Genomic DNA, 26,253 nt, shown 5'->3' on the forward strand with positions numbered 1-26,253 from the left:
AAATAAAACCTGAATTTATCTAGAAATCATGTCTGAAATAACCAAGAGATAACGGAAATGATCAGACAGATATTCACTTTTTTTCTATGTCTTGGTTGTGCTGCAGCTCTGGCTACTTGTGGAAGTCTCTACTGGCTTATCGTGGTGAACCCTGGAACCGAAATAGAGATCAGCAATATTGAAAATATTCTCGGCAAGGAAAGCCCTGTATTTTATAGAGACAACGTGACTAAATTAGGAGTCTTTTTTGACCAGGCACATCGTCAGTATGTAAGGTATGGCGATATACCTGTCTCTTTCGTAGATGCTCTGATTGCCGCTGAAGATAACAGCTTTTTTAAACATTTTGGCTTTGATGTGTTTGGCATTGCCCGGGCCGCGTTAAAAAACATCGAGGCAGGCAAGGTAGTTCAGGGAGGTAGTACCCTGACTCAGCAGGCTGCCAAAAACCTGTTTAAACGTACAGGCCGGTCGTTTAAGGCCAAGGCCAGGGAACTGCTGTTTGCCCTCAGGCTCGAATATCGCTACCCCAAAGAAAAAATTTTCGAATTTTATGCCAATCAGTTCTATGTAAGCGGTAACGGACATGGGCTCGGGGTGGCTGCACGCTATTATTTTGACAAAAATCCGAGTGAACTGAATCTCGTCGAATGTGCGTTTATAGCCGGCAGTGTCAAGCGGCCGAATTATTACAACCCATTCACTAAGAAGAGTAAGGAGGACGAGGAGCTTGCCAGGGATAGGGGCGCAGGCAGGATGCGGTATGTGCTTAACAAAATGCTGGAGCTGGAGATGATTGATCAGCAGCTCTACAGTGAAGCACTATCCGCCCCCCTCTCATTCAAACAGGGCCAGGTCGGTTATTCGCTCGATTACGTGATGGAAATGGTTAAAGATGCCGTCTCCTCCACAGAGGTTCTGGCCGAGCTTAAAAAAAACGGGATCGACAACGTCTCCACTTCCGGTATCAGGATTGTCACTACTGTCGATAAAAATACCCAGGAAAATGCGCTGTACGCGCTCCGTCACGATCTCTCGCGTCTTGATGTCATGCTGCGCGGCTATGAACGTGAAGAGGTTCAGGCTGAGTATGCCGAAATAGATTATACGGGAGACAACAAACTCGTGCCCGGAGCATTTCTTTTTGGCACTATAACCTGTGTCAGCGGCAAAGGGGACGAGGTGGAAGTGACGGTAGATTTCGCGAAAATACAAAGCTCGGCTACCATCGACAATACAGGGCTTGCCAGGATTGTTGCGGCACGGGTCAAGTGGCTGAAAAACCTGTGGGCACAAGCAGCGAAGAAAGACTCCGACCACCTGGTGAAGCAATTGCGGGTTGGAGATCGTATCTGGGTAAGTGTACGTGAGGTAACATCTAGTGGCAAGGTCTTCCTCGAGTTAGAGAAATACCCGCAAGTTCAGGGCGCCGCCATGGTTATGAAAGACGGTGCAATACGTGCAATGGTCGGTGGTACAGAAAACAGATTCTATAACCGTGCGGTTTATGCCAAGCGCAGTATGGGCTCCTCTTTTAAACCGTTTGTCTTTGCGGCAGCCATGCAGTTGGGCTGGAGCAGCAGTGACCTTCTGCGGAATTCCCGTGACGTCTTTGTGTTCCACAATCAGCCCTATTTCCCAAGACCTGACCATATCAGCCCGTATGAAAAAGTTTCCATGAACTGGGCCGGAGTCAAATCGGAAAACCTTGCATCTGTCTGGCTTCTCACGCATCTTTGTGATCAAATAGACCCTGTTCAGTTTCGCGACCTGGCCGATCACCTTGGCCTGACGCCGAGAAATATTGACGGCCAGGCGGAGCCATATAGTGCCTACCGCAGCCGCATCCGTGATCGCTACGGAATAGTCGTGAACAGTGATGTCCTCCGCAAAGCTGCATATGAGGCAGTGGTGCGAAACAGTGAAGCGGACTTCATGCAGGAGGACATGGCCGAAGAATATACGTTTTTCACCTCTCTTCATTATGGTCTGGGTTTTGAATCATTCAGCGAACAAATCGACGAAGATCTTGCTGCCGCGACCCAACTTAAAGATCATGAACGCAGGGAACTGCTACTCAGAAAACAACTGCTCAGCAAAAACTTTCTGGTACTTGAGGAGCTACGAGGCCAGCTTCTTTTGTACCGCAATTTGATCGATCACCCACTCGGCTCTTTCAGACCATCTCTGTATTCTGATGATACGGAGGGGGCTGAACTCTATTATGATCATGCAAAAAAAAGATATGTTTTTCAACTGACAGATAGTATCAGTTCCGGCTTGGATATGGTCAATAGAGGAAAACTGAATACTGGGCTCGCCAGTCTGAGTGAGCAGGAACAAAACGGATTCTGGCAGGATGTGCTACTCAACGGTGAGGTCTCTGTCCAGGCTTTTGACCTGCTGGGACGTCAGATGGAAGCTGAATTGCAGCGATTACAGGATGAATTGCCCTATAGTTTTGAAGTTCTTTCTGAGGTTAAAGATTTCAGGATCTATGTTGGCTTAGAATATCTCATTGCGTTGGCAAAGGAGATGGGCATTAAAAGCAAGCTCGAGCCAGTCCTGTCGTTTCCGCTTGGATCAAATGTCGTGAGTTTACTGGAAGCCACCCGTATGTACGAGGCTATAATCACAGGAAAGTTGACAACCTATGGCGGGAATGCGAAAAGCGAGAATATTGACAGTCTGCTGATTATTGATCGAATTGAATCCGAAGAAGGAAAGGTACTATATCGACCTGAACGGTATGAAAAACAGATTTTGAGTGAGAAAGGGAGAATGGGTGTTGGGCATATCCTTGAAAATGTAGTGAAATTCGGTACAGGGCGCAGGGCAGATAAAATGGTCAGCCTGGGTGCTATACAGGACAAGAATTTAGACACTTTCAAACTTTCGGTACCGCTACTTGGTAAGACAGGAACAGCCAACCGCTATACTAATGCTTCATTTTTTGGGTATTTACCCGGGATGACTGCAGAGGCAAATGCGATGGCAGCCAAAGGCGGATATGCAGTAGGAGCCTATGTTGGTTATGATGATAACTCGTCAATGCGCAAATCAAGCATCAAGATCAGCGGTGCTACGGGCGCATTGCCCACCTGGATAAGTATTGTTAATGAGCTGTTAAGGGAACATGATTATGCGGAGACTTTTGATCCCGCGTCGCTATCGTTTGACGGTTTACAGCTCAAACGTGAAAACAGTGGACAAATCAACCTGGCCGTCAATCCTGACAATGGGGGTGTATTGTACGATCCCGCAAGATATGCCAGTGCAACCAATCGCTATCAGCCATCCATTCTTACCTTTGGAAACCTCTCTGAGACCGGCAAATTTTCACCGGAAAGGATGTATGAGCCATACTGGCGAAGGTGACAGGCTGGTAATGCCAATATGCTTTATGTATTTTGGGCAAGCTTAAAAAACAGCAGGCAAGTTCAACAGCTATTTTGAGATAAAAATCTCATCCAAAACAAACTTTTCAACAGCATTACCCACCTGGCTACTCACCTGAACCATCTTTTCCGCAACCTGTTTTCCTTTAATTGGTCGATACCGCTCCAGACCGGGAATGCAGCATACAGCTGGCAGAACAGCCGAAGCAATTTTTTCACCTAATCTCACTTTAGACCTTTCTCCAACAAGCAATGATGGCTGAAAAATACTTACACGCGGAAAGCCCAACTGAAGCACCTTTTGCTCAAGCTCACCTTTCATCTGCAAATATGCGTTAGAACTTTTTTCGTTAGCACCTGATGAAGATACCAGCAGATAATGGTGCACACCGTTCTGCGATGCAAGTTGAGCAACTTTAAGTTGGTAATCAAGATCGACTATTCGTTGCGCTGCTACTGAACCTGCAGCACGACGCGTCGTTCCGAGACACGAGAAGAGCATATCCCCTTCGAATAACAAAGAGTACGAATCCAGATCATCAAAATCGACAATCGAGTTTTCTACCTTGCTGCTGGGATGCTCCGCAACCCGTCTGGTTAAGGTGATGATTGTATCAATGTGATCAGCCTCAGCGAGCTGATTTACAACTTCACGTCCAACCACACCTGTTGCACCAATAACTATTGCCGTTTTCCCCATAACTATTCCTTTTAGAAGTTGGTACTGTAGAGCAGAGTATCATCTACTGAACGTCCATCAGATGACTCAACACATAAAATATATCGCAAATATTTCCAGGTGCTCTTATGTTTTGATTAATAAAAAAGATATTGCACTGTTTTGGTCATACTATCACCATCACACGTTACGCAGTCGCCCTTTTGGTTTCTCAGGGTGTGTATAGATATTTTACCCTATAATAAGAGTATTCAATCAAATAAAAAATATGAAAAATATAACAATTTATTCAACAACCCGCTGTCCATACTGCATAAAAGCCAAAGCTCTGTTTGATCGTAAAAACCTGAGCTATGAAGAAATCGATGTAACGGGTGATGACGAGGCACGATCTGAGCTTATCAAGAAAGCAAACGGATTGCGCACAGTCCCCCAAATATTCATTGGGGACAAGCATGTCGGTGGCTGCGATGACATTTATCTGCTCGACAGCAAAGGTGAACTCGACAAGCTCATCGAAGAATAGCCGTTCACCGACAGCCTCTCATAAAACCCTACATATTGCTTTCTTTTAAGTAACATCGCAAATGGATCTCAGCAAAAGCATTACCACGATCCATTTGCCTGAACCTCAGTTCCGGGGAGAGGATATCTGTATAGAGTCGAGTTCAGGGAATGTCACGCCTGTAAGCTGCTCAGATTTACGCCAAAGCTCTTCAGTAATTGATGCATCATGAGATAGCTCACTGGACTTTACTTTTTTAGGGTAACCACGTATCTCACGGAAGCCTTCATAGCCGAAATAATCTCCTCCCTGTACCTCGCCAGCTGTCGCTGCGTAGAGTGTAGGCAAGGCACCCATGGGTATTGACTGCGCAAAGAAGTGATTAAGAAATGAAGTTAACGGGGTATGACGCTGCAATTCAGTATCCGTCCAACCTGGATGAGCTGCTACAAATAGTATACCGTAGCCGTCACCGCCATATCGCTTCTGAAGCTCATAGGTGAAATAGAGATTGGCAATTTTGCTTGCTCCGTAAGCATGCCATTTCTTATATTTTTGAGTTTCCCAAAGTGAATCAGCAAGATCAATCTTCCCAAATTTGTGGGCAAGACTGCTGAGATTAAAGACATTAACGACTCACCTTAATGACCTCAGTACACTTTCATTCGACTACCTGATGAAAAAATCCTTAACGATATACACCTGCCACTTCAGACTTAACACTCTCCATATTCTCATCCCTCAACGGTGCCCACCACAACTCGACCGTCAGTGGCTTCTCATAATCAACAACCTGGCCAATCACCGGCACAGAAAGATGAACATTTTTAATCCATGCTTCAGAGATAAGTCGATCAATCGGTTCATACCAGGCATGAAGAGCGAGATTAAATGTAGCCCAATGAATAGGTTGCAGAATTTTTCCTTTCAGATCGATAAATGCCTGGACAGTCTGTTCGGGAAACATATGAATGTTCGACCAGCTCTCGTTATAGGCACCACATTCCAGAAAAGTTATGTCAAATGGTCCATACTTTTCACCAATATCCTTAAAGCCCTCAAAATAGCCAGTATCACCACTGAAAAACACATTGTGATTTGGAGTTTTAATTACCCATGAGGCCCAGAGCGTGCTGTTTCTATCGGTAAGTCCCCTGCCGGAAAAATGCTGGGATGGTGTTGCTGCTATAATAAGATTACCTAATGGATTGAATTCATCCCACCAGTTCAGTTCTACAATCTTCTCTTGGGGAACTCCCCACTTCAACAATCGCTCTCCAACTCTCAGAGGCACCACAAAAACAGAAGTCTTTTCAATCAACCTTTTCACAGAATATTTATTCAGATGGTCATAGTGATCATGCGAGATTATCACCACATCTACTGATACCAGATCTTCGACCTTCAATGGCAACTTCGTGTTGAACCGGCTTGGACCGACAATGGATACTTTACGCTCAAAAACCGGGTCGGTCAGGATTGAGTAACCGTCAATGTTGATGAGCATCGAAGAATGTCCAAGCCACGAAGCTTTAAGCGTTTGTTTGCTATCAGCAAAAAGCTCTGCAGGTTGCAGAATCTGTTGTGGTAATGGGCTCTTTGGAACCTTTTCCCCTTTTTCAAAAAAGAATTTCCAGTACATGTTCATACTCTTTTTAAAACTCCCTTTATTCATAACGGTTACACTCTCAAATTTTCGATTCTTTGTATTATCGTGAATACCATTTTCAGATGCTGATGATAGTAATTTGGTAGAACTGTTTTCTCTTGCATGTACCATGAATTGAACTCCTGCCAATAATAGGACGATTACTACTATGATCTTCTTCATTACATAAATGAACGTTCATTTAATTTATACTCAAAAAAAACTACAGTCTCAATGCATCCCAAGCCATGCGAAATGCTATTTCAATATTCTCTTCAGAAGATTCAAAACATTTACAATGATTAGGGTTGGCGAGAACCATGATGGGATGAATCATAAAGGCTCCAAATATATCCAGATCGACATTCTTGATTATTTTCTGATCAATGCCCCTCTGAATAACCCGTATCAGCGGCTCGAAGGTTTCCTGAATCCGTAATTTATCTACCAGTTCACTGTAGGGAGAGTTTGCAAACTGCTCAGCATATCGAAACTCTTCACGATTTTTAGCCACATAAACAAAGGTATTATTCCAGACCCGGTGAAAGATGTCGCGCACAGGCAACTCTTCATCAAAGCCCTCAAGCATCGCTGCCCCCATGCCCTGCTTTATTTCAACATAGGTTGAGACCAGAAGATCTTCCTTGTTTTTGAAATAGATATAGAGCGTAGCTGGCGAAACACCTGCTTCTTTGGCTATTTTGGAGACGGAACTTGCAGCGAAACCAATAGTATTAACACATTTTATCGTTGCCAGAAAAAGCGCTTCCTGTTTTTTATCATCTTTCGTTCTCATGCATTCTATAATAAACGTTCATTCACTTATGTCAATTTTTATTCTACGCGTATTTTGCAGATTATTTTCACCTTCAACGTTTATGCATAGTTATTGATCTATTTAATGCGTACATTAATCAGCTAAAGACATGTGGCCCGAACTGAAACAAACAATCAGCACATCTCTGGTGCTCTCAACATTCCTGAAAAAGATAAAAAATCATGACTACCGAAAACAAATGGGATCTCAAATATAGTGAGGAAGGTTTCGCATATGGTACACAGCCAAATGATTTTCTACGCCAGAACCTTCATCAATTGCCAGTGGGCGGACGCGTACTGTGCCTGGCAGAGGGTGAAGGAAGAAACAGCGTGTTCCTCGCCAAACAGGGTTTTGAGGTTGTTGCAGTCGACAGTTCTGCAGTCGGCCTTCAAAAAGCACAGGAGTTAGCCCGATCTGAGAAGGTGCAGATAACAACTATTGTTGCAGATCTCGCCGAATTTACCGTTGAAGAAGCATTCTATGATGCTGTCATCTCAATATTCTGTCATCTCCCGTCACCAGTTCGTCAATTTGCTTACGCTCAGGTGGTCAAAGGACTCAAAAAAGACGGCGTCCTGTTACTTGAAGGGTACACACCTGCCCAGCTTAAGAACAACACCGGTGGTCCGCCTAGTAAAGAACTGTTGTTGACTCTTGAAATACTGAAAAATGATTTCGCCTCACTCAACATCCTCCATGCTATCGAACTTGAACGGGATATCATAGAAGGACGACTGCACACCGGGCCTGGAGCGGTGGTTCAGCTTATTGCGACAAAATAATCGATCATTAGAAATTGGTTATGCACTGATTAAATCTCGTCTCATCATTAGCTGCCACCTGCGCGTGAGTTAATCAGTATGTCAGGAAACCTTTGGAAAATACTTGACAGACTCCACCCTATTGACTAAAAAATTCACTGTCAGGAGTCCTTTTTTTCTCATGTTTTCGCATAATCGTATTTACCTGTTCAGAAAGGCAACCCAACGAATGCAGTCCTGTTAACAATCAGGATCTATTTTGCACCCGGTTCATCTTTTCTGACAACCATGAGGTTTTATTTTTTTTAAATTTTTCATGTCAGAATTAACATCATCCTCTACGGATATTCTTGCAGTAGACAGCCACGTTCACCTCTACAACTGGGTGAATCTTGTTCCCATGCTTGATGAAGCACTTTCATCATTTAAAAAAGCGGTGCAAGAAAAAAAAGAAGGGCAACCATTTTACGGTGTGCTTGTTCTCACAGAACCCAGGGACCGCGATACCTTTCCTAAACTGAGAGCTCAGCTTCAAACAGAGCAATCGTGTCGCCTCAGCAGTGACTGGACTCTTGAAAAAACCGGAGAATCAGTTTCACTTGCAGCAGTTCACGCAAATGGAGCAACACTCTTTCTCATTTCCGGACAGCAGGTGATTACCCGTGAGTCGCTCGAAGTACTATCAATTGCAACAGAACAATCAATCCCGGATAAAATGAGTCTTGAAGAAACCATTTCCAGGATTCGCGACATAGACGGATACCCTGTGCTGCCCTGGGCTGTAGGAAAATGGCTGTTTGCGCGAGGGAAACACATCACCCGACTTATCAAGGCAAACCATGGCAAACCGCTTGCATTAGGCGATAACGGTGGAAGACCCACATTCTGGAGTTCAGTAAGCCATTTCGACGCTGCTAAGCTTTACGATTTACCTATTCTAAACGGTACTGACCCACTACCAGCAAAGAGCACTAAGCGTATGGCAGGAAGTTACGGAACTATTATTTGCTATGCTTTTGACACAACCAGACCTGCCGCTTCACTGCTGGCAGCACTCAATGACAAATCCTGTGAGCGAATCGGATATGGCGAATTAGAGGCACCTGCTGCCTTTGTTATCGATCAGATTTCCCTGAGACTCCCCTGAGAATAGAAGGACATCAATAACTATGCAACGAGACACCCACTATCTTGCTGAGAATAGTTTTGAAGCCATTGTTATCGGAGGTGGCATTCATGGGGCTACGGTTTTTTATCAATTGGCAGCCGCTGGGCTGAAAGTCTGCCTTGTTGAAAAAGATGATTTCGGAGCTGGTACTTCTGCAAACAGCCTTAAAATCCTGCATGGCGGCCTTCGCTATCTTCAACACCTCAATATCAAGCGTATGCGCGAATCAATAAACTCCCGCAAATACTATATGGAGATGGCTCCCCACCTGATTACGCCACTTCCCTGCGTCATTCCTACCTTCGGTCTCGGCATGAAGGGGAAACCGATAATGGCTGTGGCCATGAAACTTTTCGACTTGATCGGTTGGGACCGTAATAAAAACAGCCCTGCAGATAACAAGGTCGGGCGCGGACGCCTGCTCAGCAAAAAACAATGTCTTAAAATCGGACCAGGACTCAACCCCGAAGGGCTGACCGGCGGTGCCCTCTGGTACGACGATTTGATCACCAACACTGAACGAATGGCACTCTCATTTATCAAGGCTGGTGTCCATTGCGGTGGCATTGCTGCTAACTATGTTCGTGTTCGCAAGCTCTCGCGCATAAAAAATACAATTAACGGCGCAGAAGTTACAGACTGTATAAGTGGTAGAGCCTTTATAATAAAGGCTGATCTTGTCATCAACGCCGCCGGCCCCTGGATTGATGAAATCCGCAAGGAATCACATCAGGCAAGCACCACCGAAGATCTTGCAAAAGCAGTGAATATTGTAATTAATAAGCCAATTTTCCGTGGCCACGGATTTGGTCTTGAAGGAACAGAAGAGTTCACCGACAAAGATGCTAAACTCAAGCGGTCCAAGCGGCTGTTCTTTTTCGTTCCGTGGAAAAATAATACGATTATAGGAACAACATACACCTATTACGATGGTAAGCGCGATGATCTCCATGTTGGTGAAGAAGCTATTAATGAGATCTTGAATGAGGTAAATGCAATCTACCCGTGCGCTGCACTCAACTCTAAAGATGTTGTCTTTTCTCATGCGGGCCTGATGCCTGCCCATAAGCCGGACAAAGCACCTCGAAACGGCACACCACAACTCGTTAAGCACTCAAGAGTAATCGATCATGCTGATCTCGAAGGGTTGCAGGGGCTGCTTACAATTGAGGGTGTAAAATACACGACAGCACCGGCAATCGCCAGGCAAGTGGAAAAGCTACTCAGAAAGAAAAAAGTCATTAAAAACGGCAACACACCTCACTATTCATTCGCGCCCACACCTGACACAGAAAAAGATCAAGGACGTTTTGCGGGTTTCCAACGCAGATATCCGCATATAGAGCAAAATTATGGCAATGATTCCCGATCAGTCTATTCCATCATTGCCCAGGAAGGCGGCGCTGGGAATTTTATCCCTTCAAAACAACCGCTTACTAAAGCTGAGATTATCTACTCAGTGCGCGAGGAGATGGCTGTAAAAATGTCCGATGTTGTATTGCGCAGAACTGAATGCGGCACTTCGGGCTGCCCCCCTGAAGCCGGGCTCAGGCAGATTGCCGAAATCATGGCAAACGAATTAAACTGGGATGAAGAAAACATCGAAAAAGAAATCGATCAGGTCCTCTTCCATTACAGAAACAGGCTGAATATAGAATTATGAAAATACTGGTTCTTGCACCCCATCCGTTTTTTCAGGATCGCGGGACACCTATAGCTCTGAAGATGCTGCTGGAAACATTGTCAGTTGAAGGGCACGAGTTAACGGTTATGGTATATCCGGAAGGTGAGAATATCTCTATTCCGGGCTGCAGATTTTTGCGGGTCAAACGACCTCCTTTGGTTAAAAACATTAAGCCTGGGTTTTCGTTAAAGAAAATCGCCTGCGATATTGTCATGTTTCAGATGGCGGGACGGCTACTTAAACATGAGCGGTTCGATCTTATCCATGCTGGCGAAGAGGCCGTTTTTCTTGCTCGATATTTCAGCAAAAAAATGAACATCCCGTATGTCTATGATATGGATTCTTCTTTGCCGCAGCAGCTCTGCGAAAAGATGGGATTTCTGTCCCCGCTCCTCTCATTCTTTCAAAAATTTGAAAAAAATGCTGTAACTGACAGCACCGGCGTCCTTGCTGTTTGCAAACATCTGGAAAAGCTTGCCCGCTCATACGATGGCAGCAAACTCATTCAGCGACTTGAAGATGTAACGCTTCTTTCTTCCGACATCCCTGAAGAAAAACGCAAAAAGACCAAACTCGGTTTAAAGAGAAATACCATTCACATCATGTATGTAGGTAACCTGGAAAGTTATCAGGGTATTGATCTGCTGCTTGAATCTTTTTCGCTAAGCTACCTCGAAAAAGAAGAGACCAGACTTGTTATCATCGGTGGTGCCAAATCGGATATTGCAAAATATAAGCGGAAGGCCAAAGATCTGGGTATAGCTGACGGGGTCATTTTCACAGGGCCCAAACCTGTAGAAGATCTGAACTGTTATCTTGCCCAGGCGGATATCCTCGTCTCTCCGAGGACCAAAGGCTACAACACCCCGATGAAAATTTACTCGTATATGGACTCAGGCAAGCCGGTGCTCGCCACACGCCTCGAAACGCATACTCAGGTACTCGACAATTCAACAGCCATGCTGGTGGATGCTGTCGATACAGAAATGGCTGCAGGCATTACCCGACTGGTTCGAGACGCAGAACTTCGCAATGAACTGGCCGCCAATGCCAGACAGCGTGTTGCAGAAGAGTACAATCGAGAGGCTTTTAACTTGAAGTTGATATCGTTTTATAAACGGGTTGAGCAGGAGATTGCACCTAAGTAGTTTTGTCCGGAAACGGCCTCTTTACTCTATTATTGTGTTTATGAGATTTTTTATCCTTCCCAGGAGGCTGCCCGAGAATAGGAATAGGGGCTAAAATTGAGACATTTGCAAAAAAGCGTAGCCATATATTTGATATCGGAGTCTTCGCTTACCTGCAGCATTGTTTTTTTCGCAAATAACGAAGAGTTTGGGCAAAAGGCCATTGTCGGACAGCCTCCTGGGGTTACTATCTACAACCTAGCCATCGAGCAATATCCGAACGAGCGACAATAGAATGGAGAACCAATGAAAGTACTGGTTACAGGTGCAAGTGGTTTTACTGGAAGTGTGCTGGCGGAAAAACTCCTCGAACAGGGACACGAAGTTCGTGCCTTTGTTCGTAATAAATCCAAAATGAAGTCCCCCAACGCACACCGTATGGAAGTGATTGAAAGTGATATCACTGACACCGAGGCAATGAAACGCGCCGTTGAGGGCATAGAAATAGTTTATCATATAGCGGCCCTCTTCCGTCAGGCCGGTGTGCCGGATCAGGTCTACTGGGACGTTAATGTTACAGCTACGGAGAATCTGTTAAAGCTCTCTCATGAAGCCGGCGTGAAGCGATTTGTCCATTGTTCGACCGTTGGTGTACATGGGCATATAGAAAACCCGCCTGCTGACGAAAATTACAGATTTTCGCCTGGTGATATCTACCAGATTACCAAACTGGCTGGTGAGCAGAAGGCTTTGGACTATTATAAAGAGACCGGTTTTCCAGTATCCGTTGTTCGTCCTGGCCCGATCTATGGTGTTGGTGATCTTCGGTTACTCAAACTCTTTAAACTTGCCGCCAAATCCGTAACACCGATTCTTGGTGATGGTAACATCTTTTTCAATATGGTGTATGTCGAAGACCTTGCTGATATCTTTATTCTTGCCTCGCAAAAAGAAGAAGCCATAGGCCAGGTCTTTCTCGGTGCCGGGCCTGAGAATATGCGGCTCAATGATATAGTCGATACTATTGCCGGGATTCTCAACAAACCAAAGCGTAAAATTCACTTGCCGGCGGCACCTTTCCAACTTGCTGGAGATCTGTGCGAAAAGGTATGCATACCACTGGGTATCGAGCCACCAATATATCGCAGAAGAGTCGATTTCTTCACCAAAAGTCGTTCATTTACCATTGAAAAATCACGCCGTCTACTTGGCTACGATCCTAAATTCAACTACGCGCGAGGCCTCGCCGTAACCGCTGAATGGTACAAGGAACAACATCTGCTTTAAGTTTTACCCCGACAAAAGGGATACGTGACTTAGGGGCAATTCCAGCCGATATACTTTCCGTTTTTTTCGGTATGGTGAGACAGGTTTTCTGAAGTAAAGCACTCAATAGAAGGACGCTTTTTACTACTTTTACAGGAAGGATTTTTCATGAAGAAAGTCACGCTTATTGGTAGTTTTTCCGGGCGTAATGCCGGTGATATCGCCATATTGGCAAACATTCTCGATGATTTTGCAGAGGTTCGCTCAGATATTCAGTTTCTTATTCCAACGTTAAAACCGAGTTTTGTCAGAGATCATTACGGCCACCATAACGTCAAGCCGATGGGTATGATGCCATGGCATCTCTCGCTTAAAGCACTGGGGCTTGCCACCTATCGCTCTATGACGAATACTGACATGGTGTTAATTACCGATAATGCACTGTTTGATCGTAAACTCTACAACCCCCTGGTCAATACCATGTTCAGCGTTGGCTTGATGGCACCGCTCTGTAAGAAACGCAATATCCCTATAGTTTTTTACAATGCCAGCGTAGGCCCGATCGACACTCCAAAAGGTGCTGAGATACTGCAGACTATCCTTGATGCCTCCAAGCTTGTGACCCTGCGCGACAAAAAAACTCAGGAGATTTTTGAAGAACTTAATCTCAAATCGCCTGAAATTCACCTACTGGCAGATGCAGCGATTAACACCAAACCTTCACCGGATTCACGGCTTGAACAAATTATCCGTGATGAAGATCTTTTCCCTAACGGGGATGCGGGAACTATCAGTTTTAACGTTAACGCCTATATCGATAACTGGAGCAATACCGGCAAGCTGACGCGAGAGCAGTTTTGCCAGATAATTGCAGCCTCCATAGATAAAGTCATTGATGATCTCGATGTGAATGTTCTGCTGACAGTAACCCAGGTAATGGATATCACAATTACCAATGAGGTAAAACAGTTCATCCGCAATCAGGATAAAATACGAATAATCACCAACGAGAAATATACCTGTAATGATATCGTAGGAATCCTCGATAAAGTTGATACACATATCGGCTTAAGAACTCATTCGCTCATATTCTGCGCAGCAATCAACACCCCAATGATTTCGATAAACTCCTACCCCAAAAATGCCGGTTTTATGCGAAGTATCGCTCAGGATGATTGGATGATTGAGTTTGAAGATGTCAATGTCGAGCATATAGCAGGCATGGTGAGTAAAAGCTGGCACGAAAGAGAGCAGCGGAAAAGTGAACTCATCCCGATAACGGCAATTGAGAAGAAAAAAGCTAAACAAGCCGTTCAGCTCGTGAGCGATTTGCTGGGATAGAATACAGTAAAGGAATTTTCTAAAGCATGTACTGACAAGATTTTAATAGAGGTCAATTGTATATATTGAAACCTTGTCAGTATAAAAAGAAGCAGAATAATGAGGTTCATCAAGGTATTGAGTGGTTCCATTCTTTGGCTATGAGGCTTTCCGACAAAGTAACGATATCGGAAAACCTTAGTAAAAGACACATAGATGCGACTGGCCATAAGCATATTTCTTGCCCTTCTCCTTTCATATCACATCTTACAACTTACCTGGGAGGCTGTCCGGGAATAAAGGTTTTGGTCAAAATCGAGATATTTTCAAAAACTAATCACAGCCATGCATTTGATATTGCGAGCATTATCTCTTGTAGATTCCGAAGAGTTTGACAGGTAAGCAAACAAAGCGAGACTCTGCAGAAAGCCATTCTCGGACACCCTCCTAGACATAATGACTATCGGACAATGACCTTTGTTCAAGTTCACAATCGATATATTTCTTCCCCCTATTCTCGGGCAGCCCTCTAGTTGAACTCAAATAACTCATTATAGAGCCACACCAATTCCAATTGTCCTCCATGGGTTTGAGATTGACTCGTTGAGGCTTGCCGATTAAATTCACGCTATCTATTTCGAATCAGCGCACAAAAAACAGTGATTACGCACACAACCACTTACAATCACTAATTTTTAAGTAACAAACACTTCCCCAAGAACTCCCCTGCACCTATGTGGTGCTTTTTTTACACAAGGAAAACGAATGACTGCGTCAAAATTTTCATTTAACAAAATCATTTCAACCGTCGGCTTCTTCATGCTTATTCTCCTGCTCTATGTATCTGTTTTGGGAGAAAACGATAAATCCAAATCAGTTGTCGATAACCTTATAACCAATATCAAAGAAAATAATTATGCTCTCGCAGAGCGGACGTATGCGACTGACTCCTCAAGAAAATTTACGACCCTGGATGAATCCATGAAATTCCATTTCATCCTGGAACTCAGTTTGCTCCAGCATTTTGGCTTAACAGATTCAAACGATTATCAGGTAAAAATAACCAGAGACAACATGTGGCTTCCATTTTTGGGTAGTGATAGGATTGATTTGAGTGTTGCACTCGTTTCAAACGACGCGAACTTCCCCCTTCCTACGTTTAAAAGTCCTGAACCTTTAGCAGCCTTTGTGAGCGTGAAAAGAGAAAATGGCATGTGGAAGATAGCAGATTTAAACATTGAGAATTCTGAGATAAAGGACGTTTTTAATACTATCCAATCCACTCTACTGATTGACAAATATATTCAGCTGAGTAACAACAAAATAGTAATAAATCAGGCGCAGATAGACACAGATACAATAACTCCATTAGAGCGCAAACTTATTATCCACAGCCTGGAAACTGCTCTCGAAACTCTTCGAAAGGTTAGCCTGTTACAATAACAGTCGTTGTTTCTCAAGAAAATACAACATCTAACGAAATAGCTACAATATGAGTATTTTATAAATACGATAATGAGAAATGCGGTTTAATGGTGCAGGGCATGCTATATACCCTGCGCCAACTACTCGTTTAAAAAAAAGGATATTTCAAAATGTCTTTTCGAATTTCTCCAATGTGGTGGCCAGTCTTAGCTGTATCTTCACCCGTACTTATCCCGCATCTTCTTCGTAAGAATCATCAATACAAACGAAACGTTCAAAGAGCACAACTGGAGAATGCAAAACGAATCCGGAACGCTGGAAAAATAGAACTCCCAGAACTCACACAATTTGAACTGACGGTTCTGGTAGAGCAAAAAGCTGAACACGGTTTTAAACATGCACCCGGTGTTTCGTATCTCATCAAAACCGATCAGGGTTCTTTGCTTTTCGATTTAGGTTATGGCCCTGAGGATGACACCTTTGCTTCAAACGCTGCAAAGGTTGGATTTTCAGCTTCTGATGTTGATGCAATTACGATCTCTCACCTCCATCCCGATCATATGGGTGGCTTCAAGGCCGTTCGCGACAATCATATTGCAATCCCCCTGAAGACTGAGAAACCACCCGTGCGCCAATGTTTCCTGCCAGCTAAAGCAGGTACAAATTGTCTGAAAACAACAGTAGTTGAGTTTCCACAATTACTCTCTGCTGGAATAGCCTCAACAGGACCACTGGCGCGAAGTCTCTTTTTGATGGGGTGGACAGAAGAGCAGGCAATTGTAGCCAGGATTAAAGGTAAGGGCCTGGTGATCTTTACAGGGTGCGGGCATCCAACAATCGAGACAATAGTAGACATGGTCAGAAAGATATCTGATGAGAAAATATACGCGATAGGTGGAGGATTACATTTCCCAATAACAGATAGCCCGTTGCGTAAGCCGGGTCTAAAAGTACAAATGATCTGGGGAACCGGCAAACCACCCTGGAAACAGATTAATGACCATGACCTTCAAACCACAATAAACAATCTTAATTGTGTTAATCCCGCCCGTGTTTTCCTCTCCGCCCACGACACATGTGACTATGCTATTGATCGATTAGAGAAAGAACTCAATGCAGAGACAATAGTTCTTAAAGCCGGCGCAAAGTATCACATTTAACATATTCACTCTCGACACTATGAAATTTTTCTTCGCAGTCCACCAATTTAAAGAACCACATACACTTTTTCATACACATACGATAACGGACCGTAATCATGTCACAGTTACTAATTCGCGAATATACCAATACAGATGCTCATGCTCTGCAAACACTGATGATTGAACTTGGATACCACCTCCCAAAACACGATATCATCGAAAATATTAAGAATGTACAGGAACGTGGCGGCAGAATTTTTTTAGCACAATCAGGCGATACTATCATCGGTTGCGTATGTGCCATGATCGACGCACGTTTAGCGGAAGGATTATACGGAGAAATCGTTAGTCTGGTTGTTTCTGAAAACTCAAGAAGCCAAGGCATTGGGAAAAAACTGGTCAAACATGCAGAGAGCTGGCTAAAAGCGCGGGTTACAAAAATTCGCGTCAGAGCCAATACTGTTCGCTCTGATGCACATAATTTCTACGAATCATTGGGATACTCATCAGTAAAAGATCAGAAAATATTTACTAAAGTTATGTAGATCCAATCTTACAGATAGTAGACTGTCGGACTGATCCCTTTTTCTCAATCAGATTCTGCATAAAAATGAGACTCATGAGCTCTATTTACGACTGGCTTGATCGCTTGCTGTTGCTCAATATACTTTAGGGGTAGGCCTCACAGAACACCACTTCAGCAATTGACAGAAATACCTATATCGCTAAGTCCGGTATTTCTGAGCCAGACAGTTGCACCCTGTACGAGGAAACTACCACAACACTGATGAAGTCTAAAGATAGCGGCTTTTCTTGTGGATATAGTATTTTTGCAAAAGCCATAAGTGACTTCGTGAAATATTCGATATCTTATCCACCAACAGCCGGTGTTGTCGGTTATGAAGTGAAAAAGGCCGACAAAAACGCAACGGGATCAGAGTTCCAAGTGATAAATCCATACAAGGAAGCATAGCCCACAGGCTTAGATTCGACAAAGGTGATCCTCCAGATGTCTGGACCACAGATATCTATATTAACAGTCAAGTCATGACATCCACAAATTTTAAAGTTACTCCTTCAGAACATTGTACATGCGCGTTCGGAGTAGATGCCAGTTAAACCGATAAGGCAGCCTAAGACAGCGAACAAGCACCACTGATCTGGTGTTTGTCGATTTTCAATATCTTTCATTGACCAGAACAGCATAGTTTATCAAAGTCATGAACTTCATCATCATGCCCCACACAGCCGCAGTGAACAATGCATTTAACACATTAATATTGTAGACATTTCAACAATTATCATTACAATCCTCTTCATATAACCCCTATCCGTTAAGTCTGCCACACAGCAAGGAGATATTAAACATGGATGTAGATGTATTTGAGCGAACAAGCAGCACTGATCAGGTAATCAGTGCAGCCACATACAACATGATCATTGGCTTAACCCTTTGCTGGGGATTTGCCATCAACTGGTATATGGTTACCGCTATACCCACAGAAGCAATCAGCGATATTCATCCATTGATATTTTTTATTGGATATTTTGCTTCGTGTTTTTTCGGCATTTACCTGTTCAATGGATCAAGCAACCCCATCGTCAGCTTTATAGGCTACAATTTCGTTGTTGTTCCCTTTGGCCTGATTATTAATATTGTCGTAAGTCGATACGATGCGTCACTGGTTAGTGAGGCGATTCGGATAACAGGTATGGTGACCGTGGCCATGATGTGTCTTAGTTCAATCTTTCCTTCATTTTTTGAAAAGATCGTTGGCCCGATTACAATCGCATTACTCATCGTCATCGTAGTTGAGTTGATTGAACTTTACGTATTCGGCATCCATCATGGAATTATCGATTGGATAGTGGTATGCCTGTTCTGTGGTTACATTGGATACGATTGGGGAAGGGCCAACCAAATTCCCAAAACCGTTGATAACGCTATTGACAGTGCAGCCGCTCTCTATATGGATATTATCAATCTTTTCCTTCGAATTGTACGAATTCTCGGACGCAAATAAGCGTATAAAAGCAGTAGCCATGTACTGCCTTAACAGGTAGGTGTCTACTGCTTTTCACGTTGTAATTAATCATTTTTTCTACTGCTAAACAGGCCGCACATGATCACCATAGGAACAATCCACACACCATTTGATACCCTTGAAAATATGCCGATTCAACCCAAATGCGCAAAAGATATTACCGGGCATATCGAATTACTCCCAGAATACTCCGTCGGTCTCCAGGATCTGGATGGCTTCAGTCATATCTATCTCATTTACCAATTCCATAAAGCCACCCGTACAGAACTGCTGGTAACTCCATTTATGGATACAGTAAAGCGTGGCGTTTATTCCACCCGATCTCCCATCCGCCCAAATCATATTGGACTATCACTGGTTCAAGTGGTCTCTGTAGATAAAAATATCGTTAATATACAAGGTGTTGATGTACTCAATGGCACTCCACTTCTTGATATTAAACCATTTATTCCAGCATTCGATCAGGTTACCGATGCCAAAAGTGGCTGGATGAAAAGTTCAGAAAATGACGTTGTAAAAAAGCGTTCTGATAATAGATTTAGATAATACATTCATACACATACACCTCGTCCAAAACCAATAATTCTTGCATTAAGTCATTCTCCTTTGCATATTTGGGATTAATTATCATTTTCTTCTTGCGTCACATATATATTATGTGTATTTTATATGCAAATGATAATCAATATCATTAATTATAGCACAACTACTTGACATCAAGGGTCGCAGACACAACGTTAAGAACATGAGAGGAAAAACGAGAACTATGGTTCCAGTTACTCAATCCACCCAAGGTGACAACTTGAGCGATCTTAAAAATACGAAAGCAAAACCTGATGCAGATCGAGTAGCCGTGCTCCGCTCTCTTCCCCTGGAGATAAAGCAACAGATCACCGGAGAAGAAGCTGAAGCATTTATGTATAACCGGGAATTACCGGAAAGCCTGCTGGAAAAATTGAAAGATTATCTGGCGCCCGATAATTCTTAATTTTGTCGGCCACTACGTGAAAAACGACACTGCCCCAATATTTAAACCAAGGAGCGAGTTATGTCAGAAAAGACCAGAAAACCATGTCCAACCTGTCAGGGAAACAAAGTTATTGAAGGCGTTTGTGAAGTGAGTTCAGAATGGCGCGGCAATCAAAACGACGATATTCTTGACGATATGCAATGTACTCCGGATCAGGACTGCCCAACCTGCAACGGTAAAGGTTACGAAGAATAAACAGCTCTAAGATCACTGCAGGAAGCTAAACTTCCGGCAGTGATCTTTTCTATTTAGTCTGTTTTACAGAGCACTCGTCAAAGTAAAAGTAATTTTTTTATCTCACATATTGAAGATTCAAAAGCAATATGTCAGGATATCTGCGTAACATGATCCGGAGCATACAGGATGTTTCGGTTGAAATCACTTAGCACCTGTTTTCTCTTTAGAAGATTATTGATTCGTCAATGATTTAAATACTACTGAGAAATGCGGGTTCTCCTTCAAGGATGCAGATATCACTAATGTACATTAACTTTATACGTTTCTACTGGTTGCGCCTTTTTGGTGCAGTTTTCGCCCTGACCCTTGCCCTGCTTTATCTTACAGGTTTCGAAGGAATCTCTCTTATCGGCTTCGGTTGCATTGCATTTATAGCTATTTATATAACAATCAGGATTAATAACGGGACGCTGCCTGCCCAGTGTGATCTTTGTGGATCTAATGGAACCATGAATGCAGAATACGGTGCAGGTTTTTCTAATGCGAGATTGATACTTACCTGTCAAAACTGCGGCAGAGTCGTAAATGGTGCCAAAGGAAGTGTAAAGCCTCAGAAAGAGTAATCTATGAAATCAGAGCATGTGCTGGAAATATTTTCGGATTACATCTGACCTTACTGCTATTTCATTACCGGGAGTATTGAAAAACTGCAGTCAGAATATCGGGTCAATGTTATCTGGCGTGCATTTCCCCTTCATCCGGAAACACCTGAAGAAGGTCGCACCCTTGAAGAACTTTTTAAGACTGACACCACTCATATATCGCGCATCATCAGCCAGTTGAAACAGCACGCAGATCAACTCGGTCTACCTTTTGGTGATCGTCACATGACCTTCAACAGCAGACTTGCTCAGGAGCTTGGTTTATGGGCTGAAGATAAGGGCTACGGGCACGCTTTTCATATGGAAGCCTTCACCCGATATTTTGCCGAAAGCTGTAACCTTGCAAAGCATGATGAATTGCTGAAAATAGTTGAGAGCTGCAATCTTCCGCGCAATGAAGCTCTGGATGTTATCGCTAACCGTTCCTATAAAGACGCAGTTGACCGCGACTGGGAAAGATCCCGAAAGATGCAGATAACTGCAGTACCAACATTTATTATTGAAGAATCCCGACTTGTCGGTGCTCAGAATTATGCCAACCTTCAGGGGTTAATGCTTCAGCACGGAGTGGTCAAAAAATAAAACCCTTTTAGAAATCTCTCAGAAAAGATTATGGAGGCTATGAGTACACAGCACTCATAGCTCCTTTATAAAGACGTCATTAGATTGGTATTTTGAACGTAGCACGGATTTCTCATTAAGAGATTTTTATTCGAAAATCGAGTTACAATCCGTGCCGATGTAAAAAAGTGCTACAAGTGGTTCACACCGCTTCAACTGATAAAAATTCTATTAACACGAAGTGTTAGCAGACAGCACTGCCATCCTTCATTCGTATTCCATAGCAACACATGTGGTTATCGACCACTGTCTCCACCTTAGACTTTTCACAACCGAAGCCGGAAATAAGAGATTCTGCATAGGCTTTATCCCCCTTGCCGCTTTTGCAGGCAAGCTGGATTATCTCAATGGGCTCTCCGGCAATAGTTATCTTTGCTGCGGCCTGACTGCGCATCGGCTGATGAAAAATGCAAAACGGTCCGACACCGGCACCTTGCCCGACGTTAAGTTCCTTTGCCATCCTGCTCTCCGCGTTGAACTCTTCAGTAATTTCCTTAAAACCGGTAGGCTCAGATGAGAAGAATTCTTTATAGTTACCTGTAAGCTCACCAAACGGGCAATGCTCAAGTCCGAAAACACCATCACCTATATGAACCGCACGACCTTCCAGGTTTGCCAGTGGAGTCTCACCTTTATCCAGTGCCTCTACAAACGCATCAAACGAGGGGAAATCCTTGGCCTCAACGTTATCGCCAGTGTTCATTGCTATTCTCATAAGATTTCCTTTGGCAACTTTGACACCGGTGGTATCTACAAGATTACGCAATAAATCTACAAACACAAGGTGGGAAAGGTCTACTGATTTGCTCATTCTAAAACCCTACAATTATTCATATTATTTTAATTCAAAGACATGCGTACAGCACTCAGAATAGCCTTCACCTAGCAGATAAAATCGCGGGGAGAATGAAACAGAGGTAACGCATCGCAACACCAATACACTCGATTGGCAACTCTAAACAGAACAACAACGTATACATTTTTGATACTACAATACTATTCTCAAATTTATCGTTATTTGCTTACCAGCCACTTCCTTTTCAGTTCTCCCCCAGAAACGAGGGATTTTCATCTACATAGAGGCACTCGACACATTTCACCACAACCATATATTGGATATTGCGATGATAAAATCTTGAAGGCCAGGAAGAGTTAAATGGAAAACACCGTTTGGGATGGGAATCATTTCGGGTCATCCGACGCCAATGTAGCCGCAAACACCTGAATAAGCAACACATTTCCTACATCGTGGCATTTCTCATACTAGCTCACTCTACTGTTGAAACAGAAGCGAATACCGAGCGGACCTGCTTACGTCCTTTTAACTATTCTTTTTTGAGCAGTCCCGATCCAGTTCATCAGCAGTTGGGAGATAAATGGTAATATCCCTCAATATGTGCACCTGGCAGGCCAGACGCCAGCCTTGTTCAATAACGTGTTCACTCAATCTGACAGTCTCGTATTTATTAACCGGAGAGACACCTTTTTGCCCATCTATCAACCTCACTCTACAACACCCACAACGTGCACGGCCGCCGCATACTGTATGAATTGGCACATCTTCATAGAGCAAAGAGTTCAGGAGACTCTGACCTGGTTGCGCTGCAATGGTTACTCCTAAATTTTTAATTGTTACATTGGCCATTATATCTCCTGTAATCAAAGATCAGGATACGGTATTTTCTCACATTCCGGACAAATGGAATGAGAAAACTCAGCCTCAGAATGATCGCGAATGTACAATTCTATCTGATTCCAATACCCGCTATCATCACGTATTATCTTCCAATTTGTACAAATAGGCAAAAGTCCACCAAGCCGCTTAACTGTATCCAGCGCAGATTTCTATTCGCTAATGAGCAACTCGCGTTCATTCTCAACGGATTTTCTTCTCGATATATCAATAATAATAGCTGAGACGAACAGTTACTTCCCTCGCTTAAAATAAATCCAGGTTGTTTTTCCAGGTACCACAAGGTGATTAGCGTAATGGTCAACACCACCCTGAGACACCCTGCTTCTCATAGTTCATCACATTTTGCTGGTCACTGCAAATTCTACTTAAAGATGAGACACCCAAGGTGCTACAATGACGAGTCAGGTTGACATTTCATTTACTCCAGGAAATGCACCACCACCCCTCTTACAAAGCGGACAACCATGCAAATAGACTTAGAGCAATACATTGATGCCCTTTCAGACACGCTTGACCTTGTTGGTGTTGATGAGACACAGCATGGTAAACGCGTCGCATTTATGGCCCGCGAATGTGCTAAAATGCTTGGAAAGAAAGAGCCGGAACTTACCTTTTATTATCGGGCAGGACTTCTTCACGATTGTGGTGTCTCTTCAACACGTGTGCATAAAAACCTTATCAATCAACTCGATTGGGTAGGCTCAACTGTCCATTGTGATGTTGGAGCCGAACGGATACGGCATTTCGCCCCGCTGCGCAATTATAGCGACACTATTAAATACCACCACACCCCTTGGAAAGACCTGCAAAAGCTCAAAATCGATGACAAAATTAAAACCCAGGCAAATCTTATTTATCTTGTTGACCGGGTGGATGCTCTGGCAGCACAGCAAAAAACGCAAAACCGGCTTGAAACACGCGAGGCTATTTGCGCAACGATTTCATCGATGAAGAAAACATACTTTAAAGAGAAACTTGTCGATGCTTTTTTGACCATAGCTAAAAAAGAAGCTTTCTGGATAACCCAGGAACACAACTACCTCATGTCCCATTTGAGTGAAAAGGCCACTAACGGCAATTCAGTCTATCTTGATAGTGCGGATATGAAAAGTATGGCTATGCTCTTTGCTCATATTGTAGACGCTAAAAGTCCGTACACAGCTGAGCACTCCGTAGGAGTCAGCCGACTAGCTGGTTACCTTGCAGAAAAATGTGAACTCCCGGAGGATCTCATTAACAGGATTGAAATTGCAGGCCTGCTTCATGATCTGGGTAAACTGCAAATGCCAGATAATCTGCTTGAATGTGAAACAAAACTCAGCGACCATGACCTTGCAATTATGCGTCACCACAGTTATGTGACCTTTAGTATACTTCACCGAATTGAAGGCTTGGAAGATATATGTGAGTGGGCAGCCAACCATCACGAAAAGCTTGATGGTGAAGGATACCCTTTTAAGAAGAATAGCGACGAGCTCGACATTGAGTCCAGAATTATCATGGTCGCAGATATATATCAGGCACTCGCCCAACACCGCCCCTATCGTAAAGCTTTCTCGACCGAAACAATTATGGACTATCTCTCAAATCTGGCGAACAAGGGCCAAATTGACCGCGACATAATACAGATAATTTCGACAGAGCCTGTTGCATGCCATCACGCAGCAATCGGCAAATGATGTACATACAATGAACGATAATCAAAATAAAACAATCAGAAGAGGGTCACCATTAAGACTACAGAAGAATTATCATAAATAGCCAAAGCAGTGAACATTTACAAGCAACCACTCACACTCTTAAACTGTTTTCAACGCGATCAGCTTTTCTCCACTATAAATAAGCCCTGCGGATAAAATAGTTATAAATACCACCATCCCTGATGTAACATAGTAGGCCCATGCCATGCCAAAATTATCCATGAAATAGCCTGAAAATATTGCACCGGTAAATACACCACCACTCATTGCCAGACTGAACACACCCATCATTGTTCCATGCCCGAAATGATTTCGGCCTTCTTCTGAAGCGTATGCACCGAGTACGGGCCAGATTATTGCTTCACCAGTACCTAGCAGCATATAAAGCAGAACCATCTGCGTTGTTACGGAAACTGATGGCACAAGCAGCATTGCAATCCCCATGCAGACCGTCCCCGCCAGAAGCAGCGGAATCTTAGGATAACGATCAGCTAACTTCCCGAAAGGCACTTGCAAGACGGCATTAACAAGAGTTCGTCCGGCTATAACCAAACCTATCTGAAGCCCGTTTACATTATCCCACCCCGACATTAGCAGTGGTAAAAATGCCATTGTCGGCACCATGACAATCATGGTTGCATAGCGGGCCAGTAGAATTCCTACTGTTCGCCTCCGCTGCATCATCAGTTTCATACTGAGAAGTAAACCTTTCTGATCTTTTGATTTTGTCGGTACATAAACCGGCATATGTTTAACTACCAGAACAAAGGCCACAAAGGAAAACCCGGCCATCACATAGAAAACAGAAGCAAAACCCCAGGCATCAGAGACAAGTCCGCCAAGAATAGGGCCGCAGCCAATACCGCAAAACACCGCAATATTGAGATACCCCATATACTTGCCCTCCTCGCCGGGAGGAGCCATAAAACTCATATATGCCATGGCGATAGGGACAATCATTGCAGACCCGACACCATGGAAACCACGGATGGTAATAAGGTCAAATACCGACTCGGCATGGGGAATAAGGAGACCTACAAGACCATAGATAAAAAGCCCTGCCACGAGAAACCATTTTCGACCGAAAATATCAGAGAGATTTCCGACAACCGGCTGCAACAGTCCGCGGGTTACTGAAAATGCTGCGATAATCATCCCAAGGGAAAATCCGCTTGCGCCCAGTTCTGCTGCAAACACGGGCATAACCGGAATGATTATTCCAATTCCCAGAAGTGCAATAAAGACCGAGAGTAATAATGTAATGAGGGTCTGGCGTTCCATAAACTCTACAAAGAAAAAAAGCCCCGGCATTTTCCTGAGATGAAGTGCCGGGGCAAACAAGAATTTAGCCTGAAAAAAACAGTCGTCAGGCTGGTCAT

At 43.6% G+C, this 26,253-nt stretch carries 26 protein-coding genes; 19 read left to right on the forward strand and 7 right to left on the reverse strand.

The features are described 5' to 3' along the window. The first annotated feature begins 57 nt into the window (after window positions 1-57). The gene (locus FCL46_RS19080) at window positions 58-3,378 is read left to right on the forward strand and encodes a transglycosylase domain-containing protein (protein ID WP_136805720.1); all 3,321 of its coding nucleotides are present in this window, start codon (window positions 58-60) and stop codon (window positions 3,376-3,378) included. Window positions 3,379-3,447: 69 nt separating this feature from the next. On the opposite strand, the gene FCL46_RS19085 is transcribed toward FCL46_RS19080, so the two are convergent. Then, window positions 3,448-4,098, reverse strand: coding sequence for an NAD(P)H-binding protein (locus tag FCL46_RS19085; protein WP_136805721.1), 651 nt, complete (start codon window positions 4,096-4,098; stop codon window positions 3,448-3,450). Between the two features lie 247 nt (window positions 4,099-4,345). Between FCL46_RS19085 and grxC the strand changes: the two genes are divergently transcribed. After that, on the forward strand, window positions 4,346-4,603 hold the full coding sequence (gene grxC, locus FCL46_RS19090; RefSeq protein WP_136805722.1) for a glutaredoxin 3: 258 nt from the start codon (window positions 4,346-4,348) through the stop codon (window positions 4,601-4,603). A 105-nt stretch (window positions 4,604-4,708) separates the two neighbouring features. Here the strand turns inward: grxC and FCL46_RS19095 are convergent, their stop codons facing one another. From FCL46_RS19095 to FCL46_RS19105, 3 genes are all read right to left on the reverse strand, one after another. Continuing rightward, window positions 4,709-4,999 carry an SDR family NAD(P)-dependent oxidoreductase gene (locus tag FCL46_RS19095; RefSeq protein WP_136805723.1) on the reverse strand — a complete coding sequence of 97 codons (291 nt, stop codon included), beginning with the start codon at window positions 4,997-4,999 and terminating at the stop codon, window positions 4,709-4,711. Window positions 5,000-5,270: 271 nt separating this feature from the next. After that, the gene (locus FCL46_RS19100) at window positions 5,271-6,362 is read right to left on the reverse strand and encodes an MBL fold metallo-hydrolase (RefSeq protein ID WP_167505762.1); all 1,092 of its coding nucleotides are present in this window, start codon (window positions 6,360-6,362) and stop codon (window positions 5,271-5,273) included. Between the two features lie 91 nt (window positions 6,363-6,453). Continuing rightward, window positions 6,454-7,026, reverse strand: coding sequence for a TetR/AcrR family transcriptional regulator (locus tag FCL46_RS19105; RefSeq protein ID WP_136805725.1), 573 nt, complete (start codon window positions 7,024-7,026; stop codon window positions 6,454-6,456). Window positions 7,027-7,229: 203 nt separating this feature from the next. Between FCL46_RS19105 and FCL46_RS19110 the strand changes: the two genes are divergently transcribed. From FCL46_RS19110 to FCL46_RS19185, 16 genes are all read left to right on the forward strand, one after another. Continuing rightward, window positions 7,230-7,832 (forward strand): class I SAM-dependent methyltransferase, encoded by a 603-nt coding sequence (locus FCL46_RS19110; RefSeq protein WP_136805726.1) that lies wholly within the window; start codon window positions 7,230-7,232, stop codon window positions 7,830-7,832. Between the two features lie 295 nt (window positions 7,833-8,127). Next, complete coding sequence (locus FCL46_RS19115) at window positions 8,128-8,958, forward strand: hypothetical protein (protein ID WP_136805727.1); 831 nt, start codon at window positions 8,128-8,130, stop codon at window positions 8,956-8,958. Between the two features lie 22 nt (window positions 8,959-8,980). Beyond that, the gene (locus FCL46_RS19120) at window positions 8,981-10,642 is read left to right on the forward strand and encodes a glycerol-3-phosphate dehydrogenase/oxidase (RefSeq protein ID WP_136805728.1); all 1,662 of its coding nucleotides are present in this window, start codon (window positions 8,981-8,983) and stop codon (window positions 10,640-10,642) included. Beyond that, window positions 10,639-11,811, forward strand: coding sequence for a glycosyltransferase family 4 protein (locus FCL46_RS19125; protein ID WP_136805729.1), 1,173 nt, complete (start codon window positions 10,639-10,641; stop codon window positions 11,809-11,811). Before FCL46_RS19120 ends, FCL46_RS19125 begins: the two co-directional genes overlap by 4 nt. A 285-nt stretch (window positions 11,812-12,096) precedes the next feature. Next, window positions 12,097-13,077: an NAD-dependent epimerase/dehydratase family protein gene (locus tag FCL46_RS19130; protein WP_136805730.1), complete on the forward strand. Its 981-nt coding sequence runs from the start codon at window positions 12,097-12,099 to the stop codon at window positions 13,075-13,077. Between the two features lie 147 nt (window positions 13,078-13,224). Next, window positions 13,225-14,397, forward strand: coding sequence for a polysaccharide pyruvyl transferase family protein (locus FCL46_RS19135; RefSeq protein WP_136805731.1), 1,173 nt, complete (start codon window positions 13,225-13,227; stop codon window positions 14,395-14,397). Between the two features lie 744 nt (window positions 14,398-15,141). After that, a complete protein-coding gene (locus FCL46_RS19140; protein ID WP_136805732.1) occupies window positions 15,142-15,819 on the forward strand; it encodes a hypothetical protein in 678 nt (225 codons plus the stop codon). 152 nt (window positions 15,820-15,971) lie between these two features. Beyond that, window positions 15,972-16,961, forward strand: a complete 990-nt coding sequence (locus tag FCL46_RS19145) for an MBL fold metallo-hydrolase (RefSeq protein ID WP_136805733.1) — start codon at window positions 15,972-15,974, stop codon at window positions 16,959-16,961. 98 nt (window positions 16,962-17,059) lie between these two features. Next, entirely contained in the window at window positions 17,060-17,488 is a 429-nt protein-coding gene (locus FCL46_RS19150) for a GNAT family N-acetyltransferase (RefSeq protein ID WP_136805734.1), read from the forward strand. 242 nt (window positions 17,489-17,730) lie between these two features. Further along, window positions 17,731-17,916, forward strand: coding sequence for a hypothetical protein (locus tag FCL46_RS19155; RefSeq protein ID WP_136805735.1), 186 nt, complete (start codon window positions 17,731-17,733; stop codon window positions 17,914-17,916). 394 nt (window positions 17,917-18,310) lie between these two features. Next, window positions 18,311-18,967, forward strand: a complete 657-nt coding sequence (locus tag FCL46_RS19160; RefSeq protein WP_136805736.1) for a Bax inhibitor-1 family protein — start codon at window positions 18,311-18,313, stop codon at window positions 18,965-18,967. Between the two features lie 99 nt (window positions 18,968-19,066). After that, window positions 19,067-19,534 (forward strand): tRNA (N6-threonylcarbamoyladenosine(37)-N6)-methyltransferase TrmO, encoded by a 468-nt coding sequence (tsaA, locus tag FCL46_RS19165; protein ID WP_136805737.1) that lies wholly within the window; start codon window positions 19,067-19,069, stop codon window positions 19,532-19,534. 220 nt (window positions 19,535-19,754) lie between these two features. After that, window positions 19,755-19,976, forward strand: coding sequence for a hypothetical protein (locus FCL46_RS19170; protein WP_217909470.1), 222 nt, complete (start codon window positions 19,755-19,757; stop codon window positions 19,974-19,976). 60 nt (window positions 19,977-20,036) lie between these two features. Further along, entirely contained in the window at window positions 20,037-20,213 is a 177-nt protein-coding gene (locus FCL46_RS19175; RefSeq protein WP_136805738.1) for an ankyrin, read from the forward strand. 284 nt (window positions 20,214-20,497) lie between these two features. Continuing rightward, complete coding sequence (locus tag FCL46_RS19180) at window positions 20,498-20,818, forward strand: hypothetical protein (RefSeq protein WP_136805739.1); 321 nt, start codon at window positions 20,498-20,500, stop codon at window positions 20,816-20,818. An 84-nt stretch (window positions 20,819-20,902) separates the two neighbouring features. Further along, window positions 20,903-21,439, forward strand: coding sequence for a DsbA family oxidoreductase (locus FCL46_RS19185; protein WP_338032051.1), 537 nt, complete (start codon window positions 20,903-20,905; stop codon window positions 21,437-21,439). A 223-nt stretch (window positions 21,440-21,662) separates the two neighbouring features. Here FCL46_RS19185 and FCL46_RS19190 read toward each other — a convergent pair whose 3' ends face one another. Then, window positions 21,663-22,289: a hypothetical protein gene (locus FCL46_RS19190; RefSeq protein ID WP_136805741.1), complete on the reverse strand. Its 627-nt coding sequence runs from the start codon at window positions 22,287-22,289 to the stop codon at window positions 21,663-21,665. A 510-nt stretch (window positions 22,290-22,799) separates the two neighbouring features. Beyond that, a complete protein-coding gene (locus FCL46_RS19195) occupies window positions 22,800-23,123 on the reverse strand; it encodes a 2Fe-2S iron-sulfur cluster-binding protein (protein WP_136805742.1) in 324 nt (107 codons plus the stop codon). Window positions 23,124-23,638: 515 nt separating this feature from the next. On the opposite strand from FCL46_RS19195, the gene FCL46_RS19200 reads away from it, so the two are divergent. Then, window positions 23,639-24,853, forward strand: a complete 1,215-nt coding sequence (locus tag FCL46_RS19200) for an HD domain-containing phosphohydrolase (protein ID WP_136805743.1) — start codon at window positions 23,639-23,641, stop codon at window positions 24,851-24,853. A 120-nt stretch (window positions 24,854-24,973) separates the two neighbouring features. Here FCL46_RS19200 and FCL46_RS19205 read toward each other — a convergent pair whose 3' ends face one another. Then, window positions 24,974-26,155 (reverse strand): MFS transporter, encoded by a 1,182-nt coding sequence (locus tag FCL46_RS19205; protein ID WP_136805744.1) that lies wholly within the window; start codon window positions 26,153-26,155, stop codon window positions 24,974-24,976. Between the last annotated feature and the right edge of the window lie 98 nt (window positions 26,156-26,253).

Source organism: Desulfosediminicola flagellatus, assembly GCF_005116655.2.
GTDB lineage: Bacteria > Desulfobacterota > Desulfobulbia > Desulfobulbales > Desulfocapsaceae > Desulfopila > Desulfopila flagellata.

Coding starts and splice junctions, on each gene's coding strand:
- FCL46_RS19085 (WP_136805721.1), bottom strand. CDS start 4,098: ATGGGGAAAACGGCAATAGTTATTGGTGCAACAGGTGTGGTTGGACGT.
- FCL46_RS19175 (WP_136805738.1), top strand. CDS start 20,037: ATGTCAGAAAAGACCAGAAAACCATGTCCAACCTGTCAGGGAAACAAA.
- FCL46_RS19180 (WP_136805739.1), top strand. CDS start 20,498: ATGTACATTAACTTTATACGTTTCTACTGGTTGCGCCTTTTTGGTGCA.
- FCL46_RS19100 (WP_167505762.1), bottom strand. CDS start 6,362: ATGGTACATGCAAGAGAAAACAGTTCTACCAAATTACTATCATCAGCA.
- FCL46_RS19105 (WP_136805725.1), bottom strand. CDS start 7,026: ATGAGAACGAAAGATGATAAAAAACAGGAAGCGCTTTTTCTGGCAACG.
- FCL46_RS19140 (WP_136805732.1), top strand. CDS start 15,142: ATGACTGCGTCAAAATTTTCATTTAACAAAATCATTTCAACCGTCGGC.
- FCL46_RS19150 (WP_136805734.1), top strand. CDS start 17,060: ATGTCACAGTTACTAATTCGCGAATATACCAATACAGATGCTCATGCT.
- FCL46_RS19145 (WP_136805733.1), top strand. CDS start 15,972: ATGTCTTTTCGAATTTCTCCAATGTGGTGGCCAGTCTTAGCTGTATCT.
- FCL46_RS19190 (WP_136805741.1), bottom strand. CDS start 22,289: ATGAGCAAATCAGTAGACCTTTCCCACCTTGTGTTTGTAGATTTATTG.
- grxC (WP_136805722.1), top strand. CDS start 4,346: ATGAAAAATATAACAATTTATTCAACAACCCGCTGTCCATACTGCATA.
- FCL46_RS19115 (WP_136805727.1), top strand. CDS start 8,128: ATGTCAGAATTAACATCATCCTCTACGGATATTCTTGCAGTAGACAGC.
- FCL46_RS19160 (WP_136805736.1), top strand. CDS start 18,311: ATGGATGTAGATGTATTTGAGCGAACAAGCAGCACTGATCAGGTAATC.
- FCL46_RS19125 (WP_136805729.1), top strand. CDS start 10,639: ATGAAAATACTGGTTCTTGCACCCCATCCGTTTTTTCAGGATCGCGGG.
- FCL46_RS19155 (WP_136805735.1), top strand. CDS start 17,731: ATGAAGTCTAAAGATAGCGGCTTTTCTTGTGGATATAGTATTTTTGCA.
- FCL46_RS19135 (WP_136805731.1), top strand. CDS start 13,225: ATGAAGAAAGTCACGCTTATTGGTAGTTTTTCCGGGCGTAATGCCGGT.
- FCL46_RS19205 (WP_136805744.1), bottom strand. CDS start 26,155: ATGGAACGCCAGACCCTCATTACATTATTACTCTCGGTCTTTATTGCA.
- FCL46_RS19200 (WP_136805743.1), top strand. CDS start 23,639: ATGCAAATAGACTTAGAGCAATACATTGATGCCCTTTCAGACACGCTT.
- FCL46_RS19195 (WP_136805742.1), bottom strand. CDS start 23,123: ATGGCCAATGTAACAATTAAAAATTTAGGAGTAACCATTGCAGCGCAA.
- FCL46_RS19110 (WP_136805726.1), top strand. CDS start 7,230: ATGACTACCGAAAACAAATGGGATCTCAAATATAGTGAGGAAGGTTTC.
- FCL46_RS19120 (WP_136805728.1), top strand. CDS start 8,981: ATGCAACGAGACACCCACTATCTTGCTGAGAATAGTTTTGAAGCCATT.
- tsaA (WP_136805737.1), top strand. CDS start 19,067: ATGATCACCATAGGAACAATCCACACACCATTTGATACCCTTGAAAAT.
- FCL46_RS19130 (WP_136805730.1), top strand. CDS start 12,097: ATGAAAGTACTGGTTACAGGTGCAAGTGGTTTTACTGGAAGTGTGCTG.
- FCL46_RS19170 (WP_217909470.1), top strand. CDS start 19,755: ATGGTTCCAGTTACTCAATCCACCCAAGGTGACAACTTGAGCGATCTT.
- FCL46_RS19080 (WP_136805720.1), top strand. CDS start 58: ATGATCAGACAGATATTCACTTTTTTTCTATGTCTTGGTTGTGCTGCA.